Source organism: Actinoplanes sp. TBRC 11911, assembly GCF_012933445.1.
Lineage (GTDB): Bacteria > Actinomycetota > Actinomycetes > Mycobacteriales > Micromonosporaceae > Actinoplanes.
On sequence record NZ_JABBNC010000014.1, the window covers coordinates 1 to 19,915 of the forward strand.

Here is a 19,915-nt window from a genome sequence, read left to right on the forward strand (position 1 = left end):
CGCGCCACCGCGCCACCGCGCCACCGCGCCACCGCGCCACCGCGCCACCGCGCCACGGGCTGCACCGGGACCACGTCACTCACCGCCTACCACCACGGTTAGGACTTGCCGGCCTGGAGCCGCGCACCGGCCGGTCGTCGCGACGGCCTGGCGTGGCGACGGCCTCGTCGTTGCCCACGAGCGCCATTGCGATGATCCCGTACGGCTAACGGGGTTTGCCGAACGCAACGCTGACGCCAGGAGAGTAGAGCGTGCTCACCGGTGGGCCACTCACCCCGATGCCGGCGGTGGCGAGCAGTGTTTCGTCGAGGTCGAGCAGTTCGGCGCGATGCAATGGCCAGCGTGAATGCTCATTGGGCAGGTGGATGGTGCGGCCCCAGGCGTCGGTGTGCAGTCCCCAGCGGGCGGTCAGGAAATGGTCGAGCGGACTCGGGTCGGGGATTGCCGGGCCGGTGCGGATCCGGATCCGGGACGTCGCGGGAGGGCCCGGCCAGCGGCGGCGTGAGCGGTAGTCGAGGACGTCGCCGGTGCGGGTCAGGCGCATGCGGGACCAGACGTACGGCAGGCGCAACGTCACGCGGGCGACCAGAACCGGCAGTAAACGCTCCGCGTCGAGTGAGAGGAAGACGACGGCGCGCCGGCCCTCGCCGTCCACACTGTATAGACGGATGTTGGTCTCGCAGAAGGTGCCGAAATAGGGGATCGGGGGGCCGCTCAGGAAGCCGATGTTTTCCATCCGGAAACCGATCAGGCCGGCGTACGTCACGCCGTCGATCGTGTCCGGGACGGTGCCGGGCGGCAGCAATGGCGCCACCCGCGCCGGATCGACCGGCCAATGCAGGAAGGCCAGGTCGGTCCAGCGCTGGGTGAGGGCGGGCGTGCGGACCGGCCGGGGCGTCTCGGCGCTGATGTCCTCGACGAAGGCCGGCATGCCCGCATTCTGCCCTAGAGGCCCGCCTGCGCGGCGTTGATTCCGACGTAGCGGTCGCCGGCCGCGGGCTGCAGGCCGTCGAGGCGAGCCAACTGGTCCTTCGTGAGCTCCAGGCCGTCGGCGACCGCGTTCTCCTCGAGCCGCGCCACCGCCTTGGTGCCCGGGATCGCGGCGATGTCGTCGCCCTGGGCCAGCACCCACGCGATCGCGACCTGCGCGGGCGTGGCGCCGGTCTCCCGGCCGATCGCCTCCACCTCGTCGACCAGGGCCAGGTTGTGCGCCATGTTCTCGTCGGCGTAGCGCGGGTTGCCGTAGCGGAAGTCGGTGGGGTCCATCGCCTTCGTGTCGCGCACCTTGCCGGTGAGGATGCCGCGGCCCAGCGGCGAGTACGAGACGAAGCCGATGCCCAGCTCGCGGGACAGCGCCAGGATCTCCTCGGCGGGCTCGCGGGTGAACAGCGAGTACTCGTACTGCAGCGCGGTGATCGGGTGCACGGCATGGGCCCGGCGGATCGTGCTCACGGCGGCCTCGGACATGCCGATGTGCCGCACCTTGCCCTGCTGCACGAGCTCGGCCATCGCGCCGATGGTGTCCTCGATCGGCACCGTCGGGTCGACCCGGTGCTGGTAGAGCAGGTCCACGTGGTCGGTGCCGAGACGCTTGAGCGAAGCCTCCAGGACGAAGCGCACGTTGTCCGGGTGGCTGTCGATCTGGCGCTCGGTCGGCTCGGCGGTGCCGTCGCGATGCGAGTAGTAGCCGAACTTGGTGGCGATCACCACCTGGTCCCAGCGGCCGGCCAGGGCTTTTCCGGCCAGGCGTTCATTCGTGTACGGACCGTACGACTCGGCGGTGTCGAAGAACGTCACGCCCAGGTCCAGCGCCCGGTGGATGGTGCGGATCGACTCCGCGTCGTCGGAGTGCGCGCCGGTGTAGGCGGAGGACATGCCCATGAGGCCGAGTCCGAGGCGGGTCACGTCTAATCCCGCGAGTGATAGATGCTTCATACAGCGAAAGCTACGCCGGCAATGAACGAGTCGCCGGGTGACACATGTAACCGGCGCCTGCCTTTGTTGCGGCGTACCGGGAAGAATGGCGATTGATGAACACACGACAACCCGCCGCGGTTCTTTTTGACATGGACGGCACGCTGGTCGACAGCGAGAAAGTCTGGGACATCGCCCTGCGCGAGCTGGCCGTTCGCGCCGGGGGCACGCTCTCCGACGCGGGCCGCAAGGCGATGATCGGCACCAGCATGGCGGTCAGCATGCAGATCATGCGCGACGACCTGGGTCAGCCCGACCGGCCCGAGCCGCCGGATGTCGCGTGGCTGGTCGCGCGCGTGCTGGAGCTGTTCGCGGAGGGTCTGGTGTGGCGGCCGGGCGCGTGTGAGCTGCTGCACGCTGTCCGGATGGCGGGATTGCCGACCGCCTTGGTGACCTCCACCGGGCGGGCCCTGGTCGACGTGGCGCTGAAGACCATCGGCGCGGAGAACTTCGACGTCGTGGTCTGCGGCGACGACGTGCGCATGCCGAAGCCGGACCCGGAGCCGTACCGCACGGCGGCGACGCTGTTACGGGTGCCGATCGAGGACTGCGTGGCCATCGAGGACTCGCCGACCGGGGTGGCCAGCGCGCTCGCCTCCGGGGCCGCGGTGCTCGCGGTGCCGGCCGAGCTGGAGCTGCCGCCGACCGACGGGGTCCACCTGCGCACCTCGCTGGTGGGCGTGGACCCCGCCTATCTGGCGAACCTGCTCGTCAGTCGTGAGCTATTGCGGCCAGAACGTTGAGCCGCGCCGCCTTGATCGACGGCAGCACCGCGGCGAGCACCCCGACCACGGCGGCCAGCACCAGGTAGAGGCCCATGTTGGTCCACGGCAGCACCAGGTCGGTGATGCCCTCGCCGTTCAGGGCGCGGACCACCGCGGCGCCCAGCCCGGCCCCGACCGCGACGCCGAGCAGCGCCCCGAAGACCGAGATCACCACGGCCTCGACGGTCACCATCCGCATGGTCTGCGCGCGGCCCAGCCCGACCGCGCGCAGCAGGCCCAGCTCGCGGGTGCGTTCCAGTACCGACAGCGCCAGCGTGTTCACCACGCCCAGCACCGCGATCAGGATCGCCAGCGCGAGCAGCACCTGCACCATCGTGATGACGGTGTCGAACGTCGACGCCTGTCCCTCGATGAACGCCGTCCGGTCCTCGGCGGACACCTCGGGGCTGTCCACCAGCAGCGCCTTCACCTGCGGCAGCGCCTGCGCGACCGGGGTGCCGTCGGTGAGCCGCACGAAGCCGAACACCGGCTGCGGAACCGAGAACTCCTTGGTGGCCGCGGCCGGCAGGAAGTAGCTGCCCGGCATCGTGTCCTCGTCGTAGGTGGCCGCGATCGTCAGCTTCTCCGGGTCGCCCCGGGACAGCTGGACGTCGAGCGTGCTGCCGACCTGCCAGTGCCGATCGGTGGCCTCCTGGGTGCTGACCGCGATCTGGTCCGGCTTCAACCTCGCCAGCGCCGGGCCGCCGAACGCCTCGCTGAGCTGCGCCAAATCCTCGGTCGCGTGCACGTACGTGCGTTTGCCGTTCACCACGGCCTGGTCATTCCACAACCCCGCGACAGCCCGTACGCCGGTGATCCCGCTCGCCTGACGCAGCACGGCCGGGTCGAAGCTCGGTGGACGCGGACTGTTCTGATCGCCGTTGATCACGATCTGCGCCTTGATGGTGTCCTCGGCCTGCGCGCTCAGGCTGGTCTTCGCCGAGTTCATCACCACGGTCACGCCGGTGACCAGGGCGATGCCGACCATCAGGGCGGCCGCGGTTATCGCCGTACGCCTCGGGTTGCGCCCCGAGTTGAGCCGGCCGAGGCGTCCGGGCACTGACCATGCGAACAACCGTCCGAGCAGGGCCACCACCGGCTTGGAGAGCAGTGGAGTCAAAAGCGCCACGCCGATGAAGGTGATGAGGATCCCGCTCAGCGTCAGGATGAGGCTGCTGGTCGCGTACAGGCCGACGCCGAGCAGGGTGGCACCCGCCGCGCCGACCAGGGCGCCGGCCACGCTGACCCGGGTGAGCGGCCGGTCCGGGGTGGCCACGTCCTGCATGGCGGCGACCGGCGCGATCCGCGACGCGCGCAGCGCCGGCATCACGGCGGCGACCACGGTGACCACGACGCCGACGATCAGCGAGCTGAGGATCGCCGACATCGGCACGGCCAGCGGGGCCAGCGCGAACCCGCCGCCGCTGAGCTGCACGAACAAGAAGCCGAGCAGGGCGCCGACGCCGACCCCGGCGGCGAGCCCGAGAGCCGCGGCGACCAGGCCGATGATGATGGCCTCGAGCAGCACCGATCCGATCATCTGGCGCCGGCTCGCGCCCAGCGCCCGCATGAGTGCCAGCTCCCGGGTGCGCTGCGCCACGATGATCGAGAACGTGTTGAGGATCAGGAAGACGCCGACGAACAGGGCGACCCCGGCGAACCCGAGCAGGATCTTGTTGAAGAAGCTGAGCCCCTCCTTGAGCTCCTTGGAACTGTCCGCGGCGAGCTGCTTGCCGGTGCGGACCTGGTAGTTGTCGCCGACCGCGGTGGCGATCCGGTCGCGTACGGCCTCGGGGGTCTCGCCGTCCTTGACCTTGACGTTGATCATCGTGAAGGCGTTCTTCTCGCCGATCATCAGCTGCTGGGCGACCGGGGTGGTGAAGGCGACCTCCTGCAGGCCGCCGATCGAGTCCCGGTTGCCGCTGTAGCCCCAGATGCCGACCAGGGTGAACGTCTTCTTGGGTTCCAGCGTGAGCACGCCGACCCGGTCGCCGAGGTGGATGCCGGCGGCCTTCGCGACGGCGGCGTTGACGGCGATCTCATCATTCTTGTCCGGGCCGCGTCCCTCGCGCAGCTGGAGCAGGGCGTCCTCGCCGACCCAGTTCTGGCCGATCCTTGGCGGGCCGTAGCTGGTCAGCACCTTGCCGTCGGAGCCGATCACGCGGGCGCCGTCGGCGTTGACGATGCCGGTGGCGCTCTCGACGCCGGTTGTTCCGGATATTTGTTGAATTATCGACGCGGGCAGGGGAGTGGCGACCTGCTCGCCCTCCGCCTCCGAGACGGCGATCTTCGGCTTGGCCTCGACGGCCACGTCGGTCTGCGAGAACCCGTCGGCGAACAACGAGTCAAATGAGCGTCCCAGCGTGTCGGTCACCACGAAGGCGCCGGCCACGAACATCACCCCGAGCACCACCGCCAGACCGGAGAGCACCAGGCGCAGCTTGCGGCCGAGCAGGCTCTTCAGCGTCGCGCGCAGCATCAGACCAGCACCTCCCGGGCCTTCATCTTCTCCAGCACGGCCTCCGGGGTCGGGTGGTCCAGCTCGGCCACGACCTCGCCGTCGGCCAGGAAGATCACCCGGTCGGTGTAGGAGGCGGCGACCGGGTCGTGCGTGACCATCACGATGGTCTGGCCGTGCTCGCGGACACTGGCCCGCAGGAACGACAGGATCTCGGCGCCGGCGTGCGAGTCCAGGTTGCCGGTCGGCTCGTCCGCGAAGATGACGTCGGGCCGGCTCATCAGGGCGCGCGCACACGCGACCCGCTGCTGCTGGCCGCCGGAGAGCTGGCTGGGCCGGTGCGACAGCCGGTCTTCGAGGCCGACCGTCTCGATCACGGTGTCCCACCACTGCGGGTCGGGCTTCTTGCCGGCGATGTCCAGCGGCAGCCGGATGTTCTCCGCCGCGGTCAGCGTCGGCAGCAGATTGAACTGCTGGAAGATGAAGCCCACCCGGTCGCGCCGCAGCCGGGTGAGGGCCTTGTCGCGCAGGCCGCTGACCTCGGTGCCGCCGATGTGGACGGTGCCGCGGGTCGCCGTGTCGAGGCCGGCCAGGCAGTGCATCAGCGTCGACTTGCCGCTGCCCGAGGGGCCCATGATGGCCGTGAACCGGCCGCGCGCGAAGCTCGCGCTGACGTCGCGCAGGGCGACGACGCGCGCGTCTCCGTCGCCGTACACCTTCCACAAGCCGTCGGCGCGCGCCGCTACCGGCTCCAGCGCCTTGGTCCCGATCATCTCTGCCTGCCCCCTTGGTTTCCGGCGTGCGGCCCGCCCCCGTCTGGCCGGGCCGTTCGTCTGGTCCGGCCGGGCTTTTCCACCCGGCCGGCACGCTCAGTGTTTCGACGTGCGGACGCGGAATCGTCCGTCCCGAGGCGGAACCGGACACCGGTCTTCGGGTACGGGTGGCACCCAGGGATGTCTCAGGGGTGACCCTGAGTTTCTTGGTTTGACGCTTGACTGACGTCATCGATGACGTCATAGTGGTGTCATGGATTTGACGCCATACCTCGAAACACTCCGAGCCGACCTGGCCGCCGCGGCGGCCCCCGGCGGCGAGGAGACGACCCGGGCCGCCGAGCTGCTCGGGCACGCGCTGGAGTCCTCGGCCCGGCTGGCGCTTCTCGAGGCGCTGTCCGACGCGGCCGCGGAGATCACTACCCGGCTGCCGGACGCGAGTGTCGACGTCCGGCTGCGCGGCCGCTCGGCCGATCTGGTGGTCACCTCCGCCGCACCGGATGTCACCGCCGCCCCGGCTTTCCCCGCCGCCCCGGCTTTCCCCGCCGCCGCGGCTTTTCCCGCCGCCGCGGCTTTTCCCGCCGCCCCGGCGGCGCCGGTGCCGGACGGCGGTGACCTCACCCGGCTCACGCTGCGCATGCCCGAAGCACTCAAGGCTCAGGTCGAACAGACCGCCGCGGCCGAGGGCATCTCGGTCAACGCGTGGCTGGTCCGCGCGGTCTCGCAGGCAATCGTTCCGGCTACCCCCACGGTGCGCGCGGGCAAGCGCGTCACCGGTTTCTTCCAGGCCTAGGAGGGCTGATTCATGTACGAGTTCCCCCGTTCCACCCCGGTCACCGTCGCGCTGCGCACCCAGACCGGCACCGTCGAGATGGTCGCCGAGGAGCGTGACGCCATCGTCGTCGAGGTGACGCCGGTCAGCAGCAGCGCCGGCGCCCAGGAGGCGGCCGACAAGACCCGCGTCGAGATCGAGGGCGACACGCTGGTGATCCAGACACCGGGTTCCGACTCCTGGATGTGGCGGCGCTCGCACAAGCTGCGCATCGTCGCCCGGGTGCCGATCGGCAGCGCACTGACCGGCCGGGCCGCGGCCGCCGACGTGCGGGCGGCCGGCGTGTGGTCCGCGGTCGAGCTGGAGACGGCCTCGTCCGACGTGGACCTGGCCGAGGTCACCGGCGACGCCGACGTGCGCGCTGCCTCCGGCGACATCACGATCCACCGGGTCGGCGGGACGCTCCGGGCGAAGAGCGCCTCGGGCGACGTGAACATCGGTGACGTCACCGGTGACGTCACCATGGAAACGGCGAGCGGCGACCTGCGGCTGCGCTTCGGCGGCGGCTCGTTGCAGGCGTCCACGGCCTCCGGCGACATCCAGGTGGGCCAGTTGCGCGCGGGCCAGGCCCAGCTGAAGAGCGCGTCCGGCGACATCCAGGTGGGCGTGGCCCCCGGCACCGGCGTCTGGATGGACCTGAACACGATGTCCGGCAAGACGATCAGCGACCTGACCGCCCGCGGCGAGGCCCCGGTCCCCGACTCGACCGCGACCTTGGAGCTGCGCGCCCGCACCGCGAGCGGCGACATCCACATCCACCGAGCCGCGGTCCGGGCGGCCGCCTGATGCCGGCCGGGTCCCTGGGCCCTCGAGGCCGGGGGTTCGCGATGCGGGCTGGGCGCTTGGGTCCGCGGAGCGGGGAGTTCGTGATGTGGGCTGGGCGCTTGGGCCTGCGGAGCGGGGAGTTCGTGATGCGGGCTGGGCGCTTGGGCCCGCGGAGCGGGGAGTTCGTGATGCGGGCTGGGCGCTTGGGCCCGCGGAGCGCGGATCTGGTGATGCGGGTGGCCGCGTCGATCGGCGGCCGGCCGCGCCCGGCGTCAGCGCGCGGGCAGGTATCAGCGGCTCTCGGCTTCCTGGAGCGTCCGTTACCGCCCCCGGAAATGCCCAGGCAGCGGGCCCCGGCGTGACCGGCGCCGGGTGTGCGGACTCCGAACGGCGGGCTGGCGCACTCCCCACACCTCGGGCTCGGGGGCCGAGGTGTGGGGAGTGCGGGCGGTGCCGGCGTTGGTGCCCGTACCGCCGGCGACTATGCGTCAGAGGTCGCGGGGTTGGTCGGCTTTGCCGCGTGCGTCGGGACCAGGTGGTTCGGCAGCAGCCGGGCCAGGATCGCCGGGCGCCGGACAGGATCGTCGCGGGGGTCGGGTTGGCCGGGCGTCGGACGGGGTCGTCGCGGGGGTCGGGTTGACCGAGCGTCGGACGGGATCGTCGCGGGGGCCCGGGTTCGCTACGCGGCGGCCGGGACGCGTAATCCGCACGGCGGCCGCCGAGCCGGCCAAGCGGCGCCCGCCGTCCTACGCGGCTCATGATGTGGGACATGTGTCCGATGTGTGGGACCGGCGACCACATCCTGGCGGCGAGTCCATGATGTGGGATTTAGGTCCACCGTGGAGGCTCATTTCGTCCGCTCACGCGGCTTTTGTGCGGTGGTTTTCCGCCCTGTTTTGTGGACCTTGGATATTTATGGCTCGCATATGGGCGTAGGTCTCCAAGGTCTCAAGAAAGTCCAGGATGTGGTCGGGATCGCCGCATAGTGGGATCGGCGACGAGGCTTGCGGCCACCACGGAGAGGCCCGGACCGAGCCCCGAACGGGGAACTCCCGAAGTTTTGACCGGACGGCTAGGCGGGCGCGGGTCGCACGCTCTAGGCGCCGGGCTTCACCAAGCCTGTTTCGTAGGCGAGGACCACTGCCTGAGTGCGGTCGCGCAGGCGCAGCTTGGTGAGGACGTGGCCGACGTGGGTCTTGATCGTCGTCTCGCTCACCTGCAGGGCGGCGGCGATCTCGGCGTTCGAGTGGCCGCGGGCGACGTACACCAGGACCTCGCGTTCGCGCTCGGTCAAGGCGTCCAGCTTGGACGTGGTCGTCGTCTCCGGGGCGGGCAACGCCTCGGCGACCCTCGTCAGGATCCGGGCCAGCACCGCCGGGGTGATCACCGCGCCGCCGGCCGCCACCGTCCGGACGGCGGCCACCAGCTCGGCGGCGGGAGCGTCCTTGCGGATGAACCCACCCGCGCCCGCCGCGATCGCGCCCAGCACGTGCTCGTCCTCGTCGTGCGCGGTCAGCACCAGCACCCGCACCGGCAGCCCCGCCTCGGTGACGGCCCGGGTCACGCCAAGCCCGTCGACGCGCGGCAGCACCAGGTCGGTGATCAGCACATCGGGCAGCAGCCGCCGGGCCAGCTCGACGGCCTCCCCGCCGTCCCCGGTCTCCCCGGCGACGACAATCTCGACGTCATCAGCGCCGCCCGCACCAGCGCCGCCCGCACCAGCGCCGCCCGCACCAGCGCCGCCCGCGTTACGCGAGCGCCCGTCATTCGCGCCGCCAGAGCCCGCGCTCCGCGTGCCGCCAGCGCCGGTGCCGCCCGTGCCGCTCGTGCCGCCAGCGCCCGTGCCGCTCGTGCCGCCAGCGCCCGTGCCGCTCGTGCCGCCAGCGCCCGTGCCGCTCGTGCCGCCAGCGCCCGTGCCGCTCGTGCCGCCAGCGCCCGTGCCGCTCGTGCCGTCAGCGCCCGTGCCGCTCGTGCCGTCAGCGCTCGTGCCGTCAGCGCCCGTGCCGTCAGCGCCCGCGCCGTCGCCGAAGGCGGGGGTCGGGCGGCGGGCCGCGGTCAAGGCCGCGCGCAGGCCGGACCGCTGCATCGGCGCCGCGTCGACGAGCAGCACCCGTAAAGGCATGACCGTCACCCTAGGCGATCGTCGCTCCCGTCAGTGTCCGGTGTGGCCGGTGGCGCCGGCTCGGGGAACGGCGGGGGCGTGCCGCCGAACTCGGGGCACACGGCCTGGTGGCTGCACCAGCCGCACAGGCGGCTCGGTTTCGGGCGGAAGTCCTTGTCCTGTTTGGCGCGTTCGATCGCCTGGGACAGGGCGACCAGCGTGCGCTCGAAACGCTCCAGCTCCTCGGCCTCGGGGCTGTAGTCGAGGATCTCGGCGTCGCGCAGGTAGACCAGGCGCAGCACCCGGGGGACGACACCGCGGGTGCGCCACAGCACCAAGGCGTAGAACTTCAGCTGGAACAGGGCGCGGCCCTCGAACGCCTCGCGCGGGGCGCCGCCGGTCTTGTAGTCGACGACGCGCAGGTCGCCGGCCGGGGAGATGTCGAGCCGGTCGACATAACCCCGGATCAGCAACTCGTCGTCGACCAGCGTGGACACCAGGGTCTCGCGCTCGGCGGGCTCGAGCCGGCGCGGGTCCTCCAGCGCGAAGTAGCCGTCGAGCAGATTGCCCGCGCTCTCCAGGAAGGCCGCCAGCCGCGCCGGCGCGTCCGGAACGGGGATATCGAGGAGGCCGGTCGCGTCCGCCTCGGCGGCCAGCGCGGCCGGATCGGTGAGCGGCGGCGCCGCGGCCGTGAAGATGTCGGCGAGCGCCGGCTCCTGCTCCAGCAGGCGCGCCCACGACGGCGCGACCAGCGCCGCGGCCGCCTCCGGCGTGCGCTCGGCGGCCGGCAGGTCGAACAAGCTCTCCAGCACCGCGTGCACCAGCGTGCCCCGGGCCTGGTCGGCCGACGGCAGCTCGGGCAGCTTGTCGATGGTGCGGAAGCGGAACAGCAGCGGACAGGTCTTGAAGTCGGCCGCGCGCGACGGCGAGAGCGAAGGACCCGTGAACGCTTCGTTCGCAGGCTGCGGGGGAACTGTCGGGGCCGTCATGGAAAGCAGGCTAGGCCAGGGGTACGACAAAAACGCCGAGGGCACCCGTAAAACGAAGAACGAGCCGGGGAAGCCCTGTGACACGCGTTTCGTAGCATCAACGTCGTGAGCAACGGCCGGGTCGAGAACAGTCCACCGCCTCCCCGCCGGACGGCGCGTGGCGCCCGGCCGGTGGGCCAGGTCATGGGCATCCCGATCTTCGTGAACGGATCGATGCTGCTGCTCGCCGCCCTGGTGACCGTCGTCTACGGGAACTACGTGCGGGAGCAGCTCGCCCTGGCCGACCCGTTCAGCTATCTGGTCGGGCTGGGTTTCGTGGTCTGCCTGCTCGGCTCGGTGCTGCTGCACGAGCTGGGCCACGCTCTCACCGCCCGCCGGTTCGGCATCGGCGTGCGGGGGATCACCCTGGAGCTGCTCGGCGGCTGGACCGAGATGGACCGCGACGCCCCCAGCCCGCGGGTCGACGCCCTGGTCAGTCTGGCCGGTCCGGCCGTCTCGCTGGTGCTGGGCGGGGCTGCCTCCGCCGCCTCGTTCGTGTTACCGGACCGCACCGTGGTCGGGCAGATCGTCTTCCAGGTGGCCGCCAGCAACATCCTGGTCGCGATCTTCAACGTGCTGCCGGGCCTGCCGCTGGACGGGGGCCGGGCGTTACGGGCCGGCCTGTGGGCGCTGTTCAAGGACCGCAACCGGGCCACCGCGGCGGCCGGCTGGGCGGGCCGGGCGCTGGCCGGGGTCACCGCTCTCGTGGCGGTCTGGCTGTATCAGCTGAACACTCTGACGATCTTCGGCCTGCTCTTCGTGCTGCTCGTGGTCTTCACGTTATGGCAGGGCGCCGGCCAGTCGATCCGGCTGGCCCGGATGACCAGCCGGTTCCCGCTCGTCGACCTGGCCAGCCTGACCCGTCCGCTGCTGGTCGTCCCGGCCGGCACCCCGCTGGGCGAGGCACAGCGGCGCCGCTCCGAGGACCCGCGCCCGAACGTGGTGCTCGCCGTCTCGGACTCGGCCGGTAATCTCACCGCACTGGTCGATCCGGTCGCCGCCGAGCGCGTCCCGGTCGACCGGCGCCCGTGGGTGGCGGTCGACACCGTGGCCCGTTCCCGTGACGCGGTTCCCGCGCTGCGGCTCGGCCTGACCGGCGAGCAGGTGGTGCGCGCGCTCCAGGCGCACCCGGCCGCGCAGTACGTGGTCACCTCGGGCGAGGATGTGGTGGGGGTGCTGCGCGTCGGTGACGTCGCCGCGATCCTCGAGCCACGCCGGCCCCGCCCGGCTCGGTGACCGACCAGAGAGAAGAGCTTTGACCATCACGCACGCCGCCGACCAGGAAGAGCACGACGCCGACCGGCAGGAACCGGCCGCCGAGCCGGAAACACGCCCGGGAACGCGGCAGGAGGCACGCCGCGGCGAGTTCCACGCCGGCGACCGCGTCCAGCTCACCGATCCCAAGGGACGAATGCACACAATCGTGCTGGAGCCCGGCAAGTCGTACCACACGCACCGCGGCGCTCTGGATCACGACGCCCTGATCGGCCTCCCCGAGGGCAGTGTCGTGACCTCCGCCGGCGGCACCCCCTACCTGGCGCTGCGCCCGCTGCTGAGCGACTACGTGCTGTCCATGCCGCGCGGCGCCCAGGTGATCTACCCGAAGGACGCCGCCCAGATCGTCGCGATGGGTGACGTCTTCCCCGGCGCGAAGGTGCTCGAGGCCGGCGCCGGGTCGGGCGCGCTGAGCTGCTCGCTGCTGCGCGCCGTCGGCGACGAGGGGCAACTTCACTCGTACGAGCTCCGGGAAGATTTCGCCGCGATCGCCCGCAAGAACGTCGAGGCGTTCTTCGGCCGTCCGCACCCGGCGTGGCATTTGCACCAGGGTGATGTGGCGGACAACACGGAGACCGGTTTCGACCGGATCATCCTGGACATGCTGACCCCGTGGGAGGCCCTCCCGATGGTCGAGAAGGCGCTGATCCCCGGTGGCGTCTTCATCGGGTACGTGGCCACCACCCCGCAGCTGTCCGAGCTGGTGGAGGCGCTGCGCGCACGCGGCGGGTGGACCGAGCCGCGGGCCTGGGAGTCGCTGGTCCGGGACTGGCACGCCGAGGGCCTCGCGGTCCGGCCGGACCACCGGATGGTCGCCCACACCGCGTTCCTGGTCTCGGCCCGCCGGCTGGCCCCGGGCGTGATCGCCCCGCCGCGCCGCCGCAAGCCCAGCAAGGGTGCCGAGGCGTACGCGCAAAAGAAGGCCAGAGATGTGACGCCGGGCACTGAGCTCGGGTAGCTTCCCCAACTGGCAGGCAACGCACGACCGGGAGGATCGGGTGGGCGCGATGAGTTCTCCGCCGTTCGGCGGCAGCAACGAGATGCCGGCGGTCTTCCCGGACTGGTCTCCGTACCAGGACCTGGACTCGGCCGCCCGGGCCTATCTGCGCGATCCCGAGGTGGCGCTGGACGCGCTGTTCGGTGTGCTGCGCGGCGCCTCGGTGCTGTGCTTCACGCTGGAACGCTTCGTCAACGAGGTCAACGGCGTCTGGCAGGAGGTCGTCATCTGTGACGGCAGCCGTCTCGTGCTGTGGCACGGGGAGGATGTGGCGCCCGGCGACGGCCCGGTGGGCTCGATGACCAGTTCGTTGCGGGTGGTGCCGCTGTCCACGGTCACCGAGGTGGGCTGCCGGCGGCGCCTCACCCGCACCAGCAACGGGCAGGCGCGGGTCGACAGCATCGACGTCTACCTGCTGCTCAGCTCGGTCGACGACGCGGTCCCGCCGCCCGGCATGGACGAGGGCGAAAGCCGCACCACGATCCGGCACGACGCGCTGCGCTTCGGCAAGACGCTGGACGACGGCGGCCCGGGCCAGATCGCCCGTCTGGAGGAGTTCAGCCGGGTGGTCGCTTCATTAGTGGGACGTCCGACACTCTGAGACGCGCGTGACTTTTTTTCGCATGCCGGCCGGGCCGGCTACAAGATCACCAAGGCCCGGTTAGACCTGACAAACCCGGCGGTCATTCCGCGTCGGGACCGGCCACCTCGACGTCGTCGGAGGCCCGCCGCACGTGGATGCAGTCGCCCGGGCACTCCTTCGCCGAGTCGATCACCTCGAGGCGGAGGTGGGCCGGTACGCCAACCCGTGCACCGGGGGATTGCTGCAGGTCACCGGCCTTGTCCTTGACGTATGCCAGCCCGTCGATGTCGAGCTCGAACACCTCCGGCGCGTACTGCGCGCAGAGACCGTCGCCGGTGCACAGGTCCTGATCCACCCAGACCTGAAGCTCATCCGTACCGGTCTGCACCGACACTTAGTACCTCCCGCAATTTGCCCCACCCGACGGTACCGGATCTCTCCGACGACCAACCGTCGCGTACCGGCCGAATGGATCAAGAGTCGGTGACGAGGGTGTTGCAGGGACCGGATTCGGTGTCACAGCGGCTAATGTTGAGGCAAGACGTTCGAGCCCCCGGGGAGGTGGGACGTGGCACGTAACGACGACGCGGATACACGCGCCGCACGTTGGGAGAAAGAGGCCAACGATCTCTCCAGCCAGGTCGCGTTCCTTCAGGAGGAACTGGCGCTGGTTAGGCGTAAGTTGACCGAGAGCCCCCGACACGTCCGGCAGCTCGAGGAACGGCTTGCGGCGACGCAGGCGCAGCTGGCCCGACTGACCGAGAACAACGAGCGGCTCGTGGCGACCCTCAAGGAAGCACGAGCCCAAATCGTCACTCTCAAGGAAGAGATTGACCGGCTCGCCCAGCCGCCCAGCGGCTACGGCGTATTCCTGTCCGCCCACGAGGACGGCACGGTCGATGTCTTCACGGGTGGGCGCAAGCTTCGCGTGGCGGTGTCGCCGTCCCTCGAGGTGGAGGAGCTCAAGCGCGGCCAGGAGGTTCTCCTCAACGACGCGCTCAACGTGGTCGACGCGTTCGGCTACGAGCGCACCGGCGAGGTCGTGGTGCTCAAGGAGGTGCTCACCGGCCCGCATGGCGAGCTCGGTGACCGCGCCCTTGTGGTGTCGCACGCCGACGAGGAACGCATCGTGTCCCTCGCCGACTCCCTCCAGGTGGGCCTGCTCCGGGCCGGCGACTCGCTGATGATCGAGCCCCGCTCGGCGTACGCGTACGAGCGGATCCCGAAGAGCGAGGTCGAGGAGCTCGTCCTGGAGGAGGTCCCCGACGTCGACTACACCGACATCGGCGGCCTGCACACCCAGATCGAGGCGATCCGGGACGCGGTCGAGCTACCCTTCCTGCACTCCGAGCTGTTCCGGGAGCACCAGCTGCGCCCGCCGAAGGGCATCCTGCTCTACGGCCCGCCCGGCTGTGGCAAGACCCTGATCGCGAAGGCGGTGGCCAACTCGCTGGCCAAGAAGATCGCCGAGCGGATGGGCGAGGAGAAGCACACCAGCTACTTCCTCAACATCAAGGGCCCGGAGCTCCTCAACAAGTACGTGGGTGAGACCGAGCGGCACATCCGCCTGGTCTTCCAGCGGGCCCGGGAGAAGGCCAGCGAGGGCACTCCGGTGATCGTGTTCTTCGACGAGATGGACTCGATCTTCCGGACCCGTGGCTCGGGTGTCTCCAGCGACGTGGAGAACACCATCGTTCCTCAGCTCCTCAGCGAGATCGACGGCGTCGAGGGCCTGGAGAACGTGATCGTCATCGGCGCCTCGAACCGGGAAGACATGATCGACCCGGCGATCCTGCGGCCCGGCCGGCTCGACGTGAAGATCAAGATCGAGCGTCCGGACGCGGAGGCGGCGAAGGACATCTTCGGCAAGTACATCCTGCGGGATCTGCCGCTGTCGGACGACGACCTGAACGAGCACGGCGGCGACCGTGACGTCACCGTCGCCGCGATGATCGAGGCAGTCGTCCTGCGGATGTACACGGAGAGCGAGGACAACCGCTTCCTGGAGGTCACCTACGCGAACGGTGACAAGGAGGTCCTGTACTTCAAGGACTTCAACTCCGGCGCGATGATCCAGAACATCGTCGACCGTGGCAAGAAGATGGCGATCAAGGAGTTCCTCACCTCCGGCAAGAAGGGACTGCGTCTCCAGCACCTGCTCGACAGCTGCGTCGACGAGTTCCGGGAGAACGAGGACCTGCCGAACACGACGAACCCGGACGACTGGGCCCGGATCTCCGGCAAGAAGGGCGAGCGGATCGTCTACATCCGTACGCTCGTCTCCGGCGGCAAGGGCGCGGAGGCCGGCCGTTCCATCGAGACGGCGACCAACACCGGTCAGTACCTGTAGCAAGAAGCCGTGCCACCGCGGGCCTGGACTCTCCAGGCCCGCGGTTGCAGCTCAAACAGCAACCCGACAAAGATCCAGAGGTACGGCGCGCGAAGAGTCCCCTGGGTTTTACGGCCGCTCTAGCTGCCACAACAGGCCGTCCCCGGCCTCCGGCCCTTGCCCAGCCAAGCCCCGCGCCCCCGGCTTCTCGGCCGCCCCCGCGCCGCCGCGGTTTTCGGCAGGCACCGCGCCGCTGTCGTCCGTTCTCGGTTGCAGCCGCCGGCGTCCGGGTCCGGTAAGTCGGTATAAAACGTCGTTTGTCACCCTCGGGTGGGCATCTGCGCGCCGAGGCGTGACGCTCGTGCTCGGCGGTTGTCTCACGATTCGGTCAGAGATGCCCGCATCGTGAGCGATCATCCAAACAGGACGGTCATTTTATCCGCTTTCGGGGGTTTTCTGAGCGCGGCTGACCCCTCGATTTCGAGACCTTGGAGAGTTGCGCCCATATGCGAGCCCTAACTCTCCAAGGTCTCGAAATCCGACCGTGAACGCCTGACAACGGCGGCTCGATCCGCACAAAGGCACCAAAAGCGCATGGCGGTTGACCGCGTCGCGTCCGTCGGCGGCGCCGACCGCCGGGCTCGCGAAGACGATCCGAGGCGTTCGGATCAGCCCTGCGGGACCATCGCGGCCAGGGCGCCTCTGGTCCAAGGTGGGTGTCTGCCGATCCGCTGCTTCGTTGCACCAGCGTGAGTTCCACCGGCGTCCCCGCTCCAAGCCCTGCCCGGCTCGGCTGGCTCGACGCGCTCCGTGGCTGGGCCGCGCTCGTCGTGGTCGGCTTCCACCTCAGCCCGCAGATCCTGGGCACCGAGCGGCACCTCGCGATCATGCGGTTCATCGACCTCGGCAAGTACGGCGTACTGCTGTTCTTCCTGGTCAGCGGCTATGTCATCCCGATGTCGCTGGAGCGGCACGGCAGCCTGCGCCGCTTCTGGATAGGCCGCCTATGCCGGATATATCCGGCATATCTCGCTACCATCGCGGTCGTCGGCATCCTCGTGGCGACCGGCTTGATGAGCTGGCAGGCGTCGCTGCGCGCCGAGACGGTCACCGGCGTCCTCGCGCACGCCACCATGACGCCCGACCTGCTCGGGCTGCGCGGCGCGGTCCGGGTCTTCTGGACGCTCGCCTACGAGATGACGTTCTACCTGGTGGTCGCGGGCCTGTTCGCCTGGCGCCTGCACCGGCACAGCGCGCTGTTCGCCGCCGGCCTGGCGCTGACCGGGCTGCTCCTCGGCAACCACCTGCCGGACGACCTGCTCGGCGGCACCTTCGCGGACCGGCGGCTGCTCGCGGGCGTACTGGCAATCGTGTTTGCCCTGAGCATCACCGCCTACCTCAAGCGCCGCCTGGTACGTCTCGCCGGCGCGGCCGGGATCGCGATGCTGCTCGTCCCCGCCCTCAACGGCCACGCCACCGCGAACAGCACCGTCATCGCCTCCTGGCAGGGCCTGCTGTTCCTGGCCGTGATGTTCGCCGGCACCGTCGTCTACCGCGTGCAGCACGGCCAGATCCGGCGTTCCGTCGCCATAGCGTCACTGTCGGTGGTCACGCTCAGCGTGATCGGTGCGCATGCGACGAACGGCGTGGCGCCCCGGACCTGGGCGATCAACGTCGCGGCCGTCGCGGGCACATTCCTGCTGGCGTACGCCTGGAGGCAGCGCACGGTGCCGGGATTTCTCACCTGGCTGGGCCAGATCAGCTATTCGCTCTACCTGCTGCACGCCGTCGTGCTCGTGATGCTGCCGCGGATCGGTGCCGATCTCGCCGCGTGGCCGGCGCCGGCCCGGGTCGCGGGCGGCCTCGCCTACCTGGCCGTCGCCCTGACGCTCGCGTGGCTCTGCTACCGGTTCGTGGAGCGGCCGGGCCAGGCGCTGGGCCGCTGGGTCACGAGCCGCCCCCTTGGGGCCACCGCGCGTCCTGCCGATTTGTCAAGTGGCCCGGAACCGGCGAGCGGCCGGTCGGTCGAGCGCTACCTGGGCAAACGTCGGGCACCCGATCAATCACGGCGGGCCGGGACTGCAGATGGTGCCACCCAGAGTGCTGTCTCGCGCACGGGGCGGGGCGAGAACGAGCGCCGGAGCGTCTAGGCTCGATACATGAGCAGCAGGGTCAGTGTCGTGGCGGGCAGGGTGGTCGCATGAGCGTTCGACGAATTATGGGCACTGAGGTCGAGTACGGCATTTCGGTGCCCGGCCAGCCCAGCGCCAACCCCATGGTGACGTCCTCACAGGTCGTCAACGCCTACGGGGCGCGCCCGGAGCTCAATCGAGGTGGTCGCGCCCGCTGGGACTACGAAGAGGAGTCGCCGCTGCGCGACGCCCGCGGGTTCACCTACTCGGGTGCCGCCTACGACCCGGCCGACGCGCTCGCCGACGAGGACCTCGGCCTGGCGAACGTGATACTGACCAACGGCGCCCGCCTCTACGTCGACCACGCCCACCCGGAGTACAGCACGCCCGAGTGCACCAACCCGCTCGACGTGGTCCGCTGGGACAAGGCGGGCGAGCGGGTGATGGCCGAGGCGTCCCGGCGCGCGGCGACGATCCCGGGCACGCACCGCATCCAGCTCTACAAGAACAACACCGACAACAAGGGCGCCTCGTACGGGTCGCACGAAAACTACCTGATGCGCCGGCAGACCCCGTTCGCCGACATCGTCGCGCATCTCACCCCGTTCTTCGTCACCCGGCAGATCTTCACCGGGGTCGGCCGGGTCGGCATCGGGCAGGACGGCTCCGGCTCCGGCTTCCAGCTCTCCTCGCGGGCCGACTTCTTCGAGGTCGAGGTCGGGCTCGAGACCACGCTGAAGCGCCCGATCATCAACACCCGCGACGAACCGCACTCGGACGCGGACAAATACCGCCGGCTGCACGTGATCATCGGCGACGCGAACCTGTCCGAGATCGCCACCTACCTCAAGATGGGCACCACCTCGCTGGTGCTCAACATGATCGAGGAAAAGGTGTTCACCGGCGAGCTGGGCATCGCCGACCCGGTCAGCGAGCTCAAGTCGGTCAGCCACGACCCGTCGCTCAAGCACCTGATCCGGCTCCGCGACGGCCGCCGGCTCACCGCTCTCGACCTGCAGTGGGCGTACTACGAGCGGGCCCGTGACTTCGTGCAGGACCGCGAGGGTGACGACGCCGACGACCAGACCCGCGACGTGCTGGACCGCTGGGAGGCCGTCCTCGACCAGCTCGGCCGCGACCCGATGGCGCTGTCCGACAGCCTCGACTGGGTGGCCAAGCTGCGGTTGCTCGAGGGCTACCGCGAGCGCGAGAACCTGGGCTGGTCGTCGCCGAAACTGCAGCTCGTCGACCTGCAGTACGCGGATGTCCGGCCGGAGAAGGGCCTCTACCACCGCCTGGTCGCGCGCGGCTCGATGAAGACGCTGCTCGACCCCGAGCTGACCCACACCGCCATGTACGAGCCGCCGGAGGACACCCGGGCCTACTTCCGCGGCCGCTGCCTGGCGCAGTACGCGTCCGAAGTGGTCGCGGCGAGCTGGGACTCGGTCATCTTCGACGTGGGGCGCGAGTCGCTGGTCCGGGTCCCGATGATGGAGCCGGAACGCGGCACGAGGAAGCACGTGGGCGCGCTGTTCGACAAGTGCGAGAGCGCCAAGGATCTCCTCGAGGCGATTACGAGTCGCTGAGGAAACACCCGTCACGGCGGGCAGGTTTTTGTCGTAGCCGCGAGGTAGGTTTTCTTCACCCGTAGTCGCAGGCTCCGGGTGGCTGAGGAAGGGGACATCCATGGCAGCCCGAGACACCGGTGGACAGTCGCAGTCGAGCAAGAGCCGGACGGACGAGGAGATCGAGGACGTCACCACCGAGGCCAACCCGGAGGTAGCCGAGCGGCACGCCGAGATCACCGAGGACGTCGACGACCTGCTCGACGAGATCGACTCCGTCCTGGAGGAAAACGCCGAGGAATTCGTGAGGGGCTATGTCCAAAAAGGGGGGGAATAGGA

The 19,915-nt window shown here is 70.2% G+C and carries 16 protein-coding genes and 1 pseudogene; 10 read left to right on the top strand and 7 right to left on the bottom strand.

Annotated features, from left to right (window positions below):
* Positions 1-205: 205 nt before the first annotated feature.
* Positions 206-931: a YqjF family protein gene (locus HH310_RS20140; RefSeq protein WP_169177141.1), complete on the bottom strand. Its 726-nt coding sequence runs from the start codon at positions 929-931 to the stop codon at positions 206-208.
* A gap of 14 nt (positions 932-945) precedes the next feature.
* Positions 946-1,935: an aldo/keto reductase gene (locus HH310_RS20145; RefSeq protein WP_169177142.1), complete on the bottom strand. Its 990-nt coding sequence runs from the start codon at positions 1,933-1,935 to the stop codon at positions 946-948.
* A gap of 95 nt (positions 1,936-2,030) precedes the next feature.
* On the opposite strand from HH310_RS20145, the gene HH310_RS20150 reads away from it, so the two are divergent.
* On the top strand, positions 2,031-2,717 hold the full coding sequence (locus HH310_RS20150) for an HAD family phosphatase (RefSeq protein ID WP_169177143.1): 687 nt from the start codon (positions 2,031-2,033) through the stop codon (positions 2,715-2,717).
* On the opposite strand, the gene HH310_RS20155 is transcribed toward HH310_RS20150, so the two are convergent.
* Together HH310_RS20155 and HH310_RS20160 are read right to left on the bottom strand one after the other, a co-directional pair.
* Positions 2,686-5,217, bottom strand: a complete 2,532-nt coding sequence (locus HH310_RS20155) for an ABC transporter permease (RefSeq protein WP_169177144.1) — start codon at positions 5,215-5,217, stop codon at positions 2,686-2,688. The two genes, HH310_RS20150 and HH310_RS20155, sit on opposite strands and share 32 nt — an antisense overlap.
* Positions 5,217-5,969: an ABC transporter ATP-binding protein gene (locus tag HH310_RS20160; RefSeq protein WP_169177145.1), complete on the bottom strand. Its 753-nt coding sequence runs from the start codon at positions 5,967-5,969 to the stop codon at positions 5,217-5,219. Before HH310_RS20160 ends, HH310_RS20155 begins: the two co-directional genes overlap by 1 nt.
* A 253-nt stretch (positions 5,970-6,222) precedes the next feature.
* On the opposite strand from HH310_RS20160, the gene HH310_RS20165 reads away from it, so the two are divergent.
* Both HH310_RS20165 and HH310_RS20170 read left to right on the top strand, forming a co-directional pair.
* Positions 6,223-6,762, top strand: coding sequence for a toxin-antitoxin system HicB family antitoxin (locus HH310_RS20165; protein WP_169177146.1), 540 nt, complete (start codon positions 6,223-6,225; stop codon positions 6,760-6,762).
* 12 nt (positions 6,763-6,774) lie between these two features.
* Positions 6,775-7,587, top strand: coding sequence for a DUF4097 family beta strand repeat-containing protein (locus HH310_RS20170; protein ID WP_169177147.1), 813 nt, complete (start codon positions 6,775-6,777; stop codon positions 7,585-7,587).
* Positions 7,588-8,662: 1,075 nt separating this feature from the next.
* Here HH310_RS20170 and HH310_RS20175 read toward each other — a convergent pair.
* Together HH310_RS20175 and HH310_RS20180 are read right to left on the bottom strand one after the other, a co-directional pair.
* Positions 8,663-9,265, bottom strand: a pseudogene (locus tag HH310_RS20175) (LuxR C-terminal-related transcriptional regulator); the annotation flags it as partial.
* 428 nt (positions 9,266-9,693) lie between these two features.
* Positions 9,694-10,656 (bottom strand): PD-(D/E)XK nuclease family protein, encoded by a 963-nt coding sequence (locus HH310_RS20180; RefSeq protein WP_169177148.1) that lies wholly within the window; start codon positions 10,654-10,656, stop codon positions 9,694-9,696.
* Positions 10,657-10,839: 183 nt separating this feature from the next.
* On the opposite strand from HH310_RS20180, the gene HH310_RS20185 reads away from it, so the two are divergent.
* The 3 genes from HH310_RS20185 to HH310_RS20195 are packed head-to-tail and all read left to right on the top strand — an operon-like array spanning position 10,840 to position 13,568.
* Entirely contained in the window at positions 10,840-11,931 is a 1,092-nt protein-coding gene (locus HH310_RS20185) for a site-2 protease family protein (protein WP_169177303.1), read from the top strand.
* Positions 11,932-11,950: 19 nt separating this feature from the next.
* Complete coding sequence (locus tag HH310_RS20190; protein ID WP_248294198.1) at positions 11,951-12,928, top strand: tRNA (adenine-N1)-methyltransferase; 978 nt, start codon at positions 11,951-11,953, stop codon at positions 12,926-12,928.
* 49 nt (positions 12,929-12,977) lie between these two features.
* Positions 12,978-13,568, top strand: coding sequence for a hypothetical protein (locus tag HH310_RS20195; protein WP_169177149.1), 591 nt, complete (start codon positions 12,978-12,980; stop codon positions 13,566-13,568).
* A gap of 82 nt (positions 13,569-13,650) precedes the next feature.
* On the opposite strand, the gene HH310_RS20200 is transcribed toward HH310_RS20195, so the two are convergent.
* Positions 13,651-13,938, bottom strand: coding sequence for a ferredoxin (locus tag HH310_RS20200; RefSeq protein WP_169177150.1), 288 nt, complete (start codon positions 13,936-13,938; stop codon positions 13,651-13,653).
* Positions 13,939-14,118: 180 nt separating this feature from the next.
* Between HH310_RS20200 and arc the strand changes: the two genes are divergently transcribed.
* From arc to HH310_RS20220, 4 genes are all read left to right on the top strand, one after another.
* A complete protein-coding gene (gene arc / locus HH310_RS20205; RefSeq protein ID WP_169177151.1) occupies positions 14,119-15,900 on the top strand; it encodes a proteasome ATPase in 1,782 nt (593 codons plus the stop codon).
* A 728-nt stretch (positions 15,901-16,628) separates the two neighbouring features.
* Positions 16,629-18,029, top strand: a complete 1,401-nt coding sequence (locus HH310_RS20210) for an acyltransferase (protein WP_169177152.1) — start codon at positions 16,629-16,631, stop codon at positions 18,027-18,029.
* 50 nt (positions 18,030-18,079) lie between these two features.
* Complete coding sequence (gene dop / locus HH310_RS20215) at positions 18,080-19,597, top strand: depupylase/deamidase Dop (protein ID WP_169177153.1); 1,518 nt, start codon at positions 18,080-18,082, stop codon at positions 19,595-19,597.
* A 100-nt stretch (positions 19,598-19,697) separates the two neighbouring features.
* Positions 19,698-19,913: a ubiquitin-like protein Pup gene (locus HH310_RS20220; protein WP_169177154.1), complete on the top strand. Its 216-nt coding sequence runs from the start codon at positions 19,698-19,700 to the stop codon at positions 19,911-19,913.
* Positions 19,914-19,915 lie beyond the last annotated feature (2 nt).

Excerpts from the sequence above, each read along its gene's own strand:
- HH310_RS20140 (WP_169177141.1), bottom strand. The coding sequence starts at position 931 with ATGCCGGCCTTCGTCGAGGACATCAGCGCCGAGACGCCCCGGCCGGTC.
- HH310_RS20145 (WP_169177142.1), bottom strand. The coding sequence starts at position 1,935 with ATGAAGCATCTATCACTCGCGGGATTAGACGTGACCCGCCTCGGACTC.
- HH310_RS20150 (WP_169177143.1), top strand. The coding sequence starts at position 2,031 with ATGAACACACGACAACCCGCCGCGGTTCTTTTTGACATGGACGGCACG.
- HH310_RS20155 (WP_169177144.1), bottom strand. The coding sequence starts at position 5,217 with ATGCTGCGCGCGACGCTGAAGAGCCTGCTCGGCCGCAAGCTGCGCCTG.
- HH310_RS20160 (WP_169177145.1), bottom strand. The coding sequence starts at position 5,969 with ATGATCGGGACCAAGGCGCTGGAGCCGGTAGCGGCGCGCGCCGACGGC.
- HH310_RS20165 (WP_169177146.1), top strand. The coding sequence starts at position 6,223 with ATGGATTTGACGCCATACCTCGAAACACTCCGAGCCGACCTGGCCGCC.
- HH310_RS20170 (WP_169177147.1), top strand. The coding sequence starts at position 6,775 with ATGTACGAGTTCCCCCGTTCCACCCCGGTCACCGTCGCGCTGCGCACC.
- HH310_RS20180 (WP_169177148.1), bottom strand. The coding sequence starts at position 10,656 with ATGACGGCCCCGACAGTTCCCCCGCAGCCTGCGAACGAAGCGTTCACG.
- HH310_RS20185 (WP_169177303.1), top strand. The coding sequence starts at position 10,840 with ATGGGCATCCCGATCTTCGTGAACGGATCGATGCTGCTGCTCGCCGCC.
- HH310_RS20195 (WP_169177149.1), top strand. The coding sequence starts at position 12,978 with ATGAGTTCTCCGCCGTTCGGCGGCAGCAACGAGATGCCGGCGGTCTTC.
- dop (WP_169177153.1), top strand. The coding sequence starts at position 18,080 with ATGAGCGTTCGACGAATTATGGGCACTGAGGTCGAGTACGGCATTTCG.
- HH310_RS20220 (WP_169177154.1), top strand. The coding sequence starts at position 19,698 with ATGGCAGCCCGAGACACCGGTGGACAGTCGCAGTCGAGCAAGAGCCGG.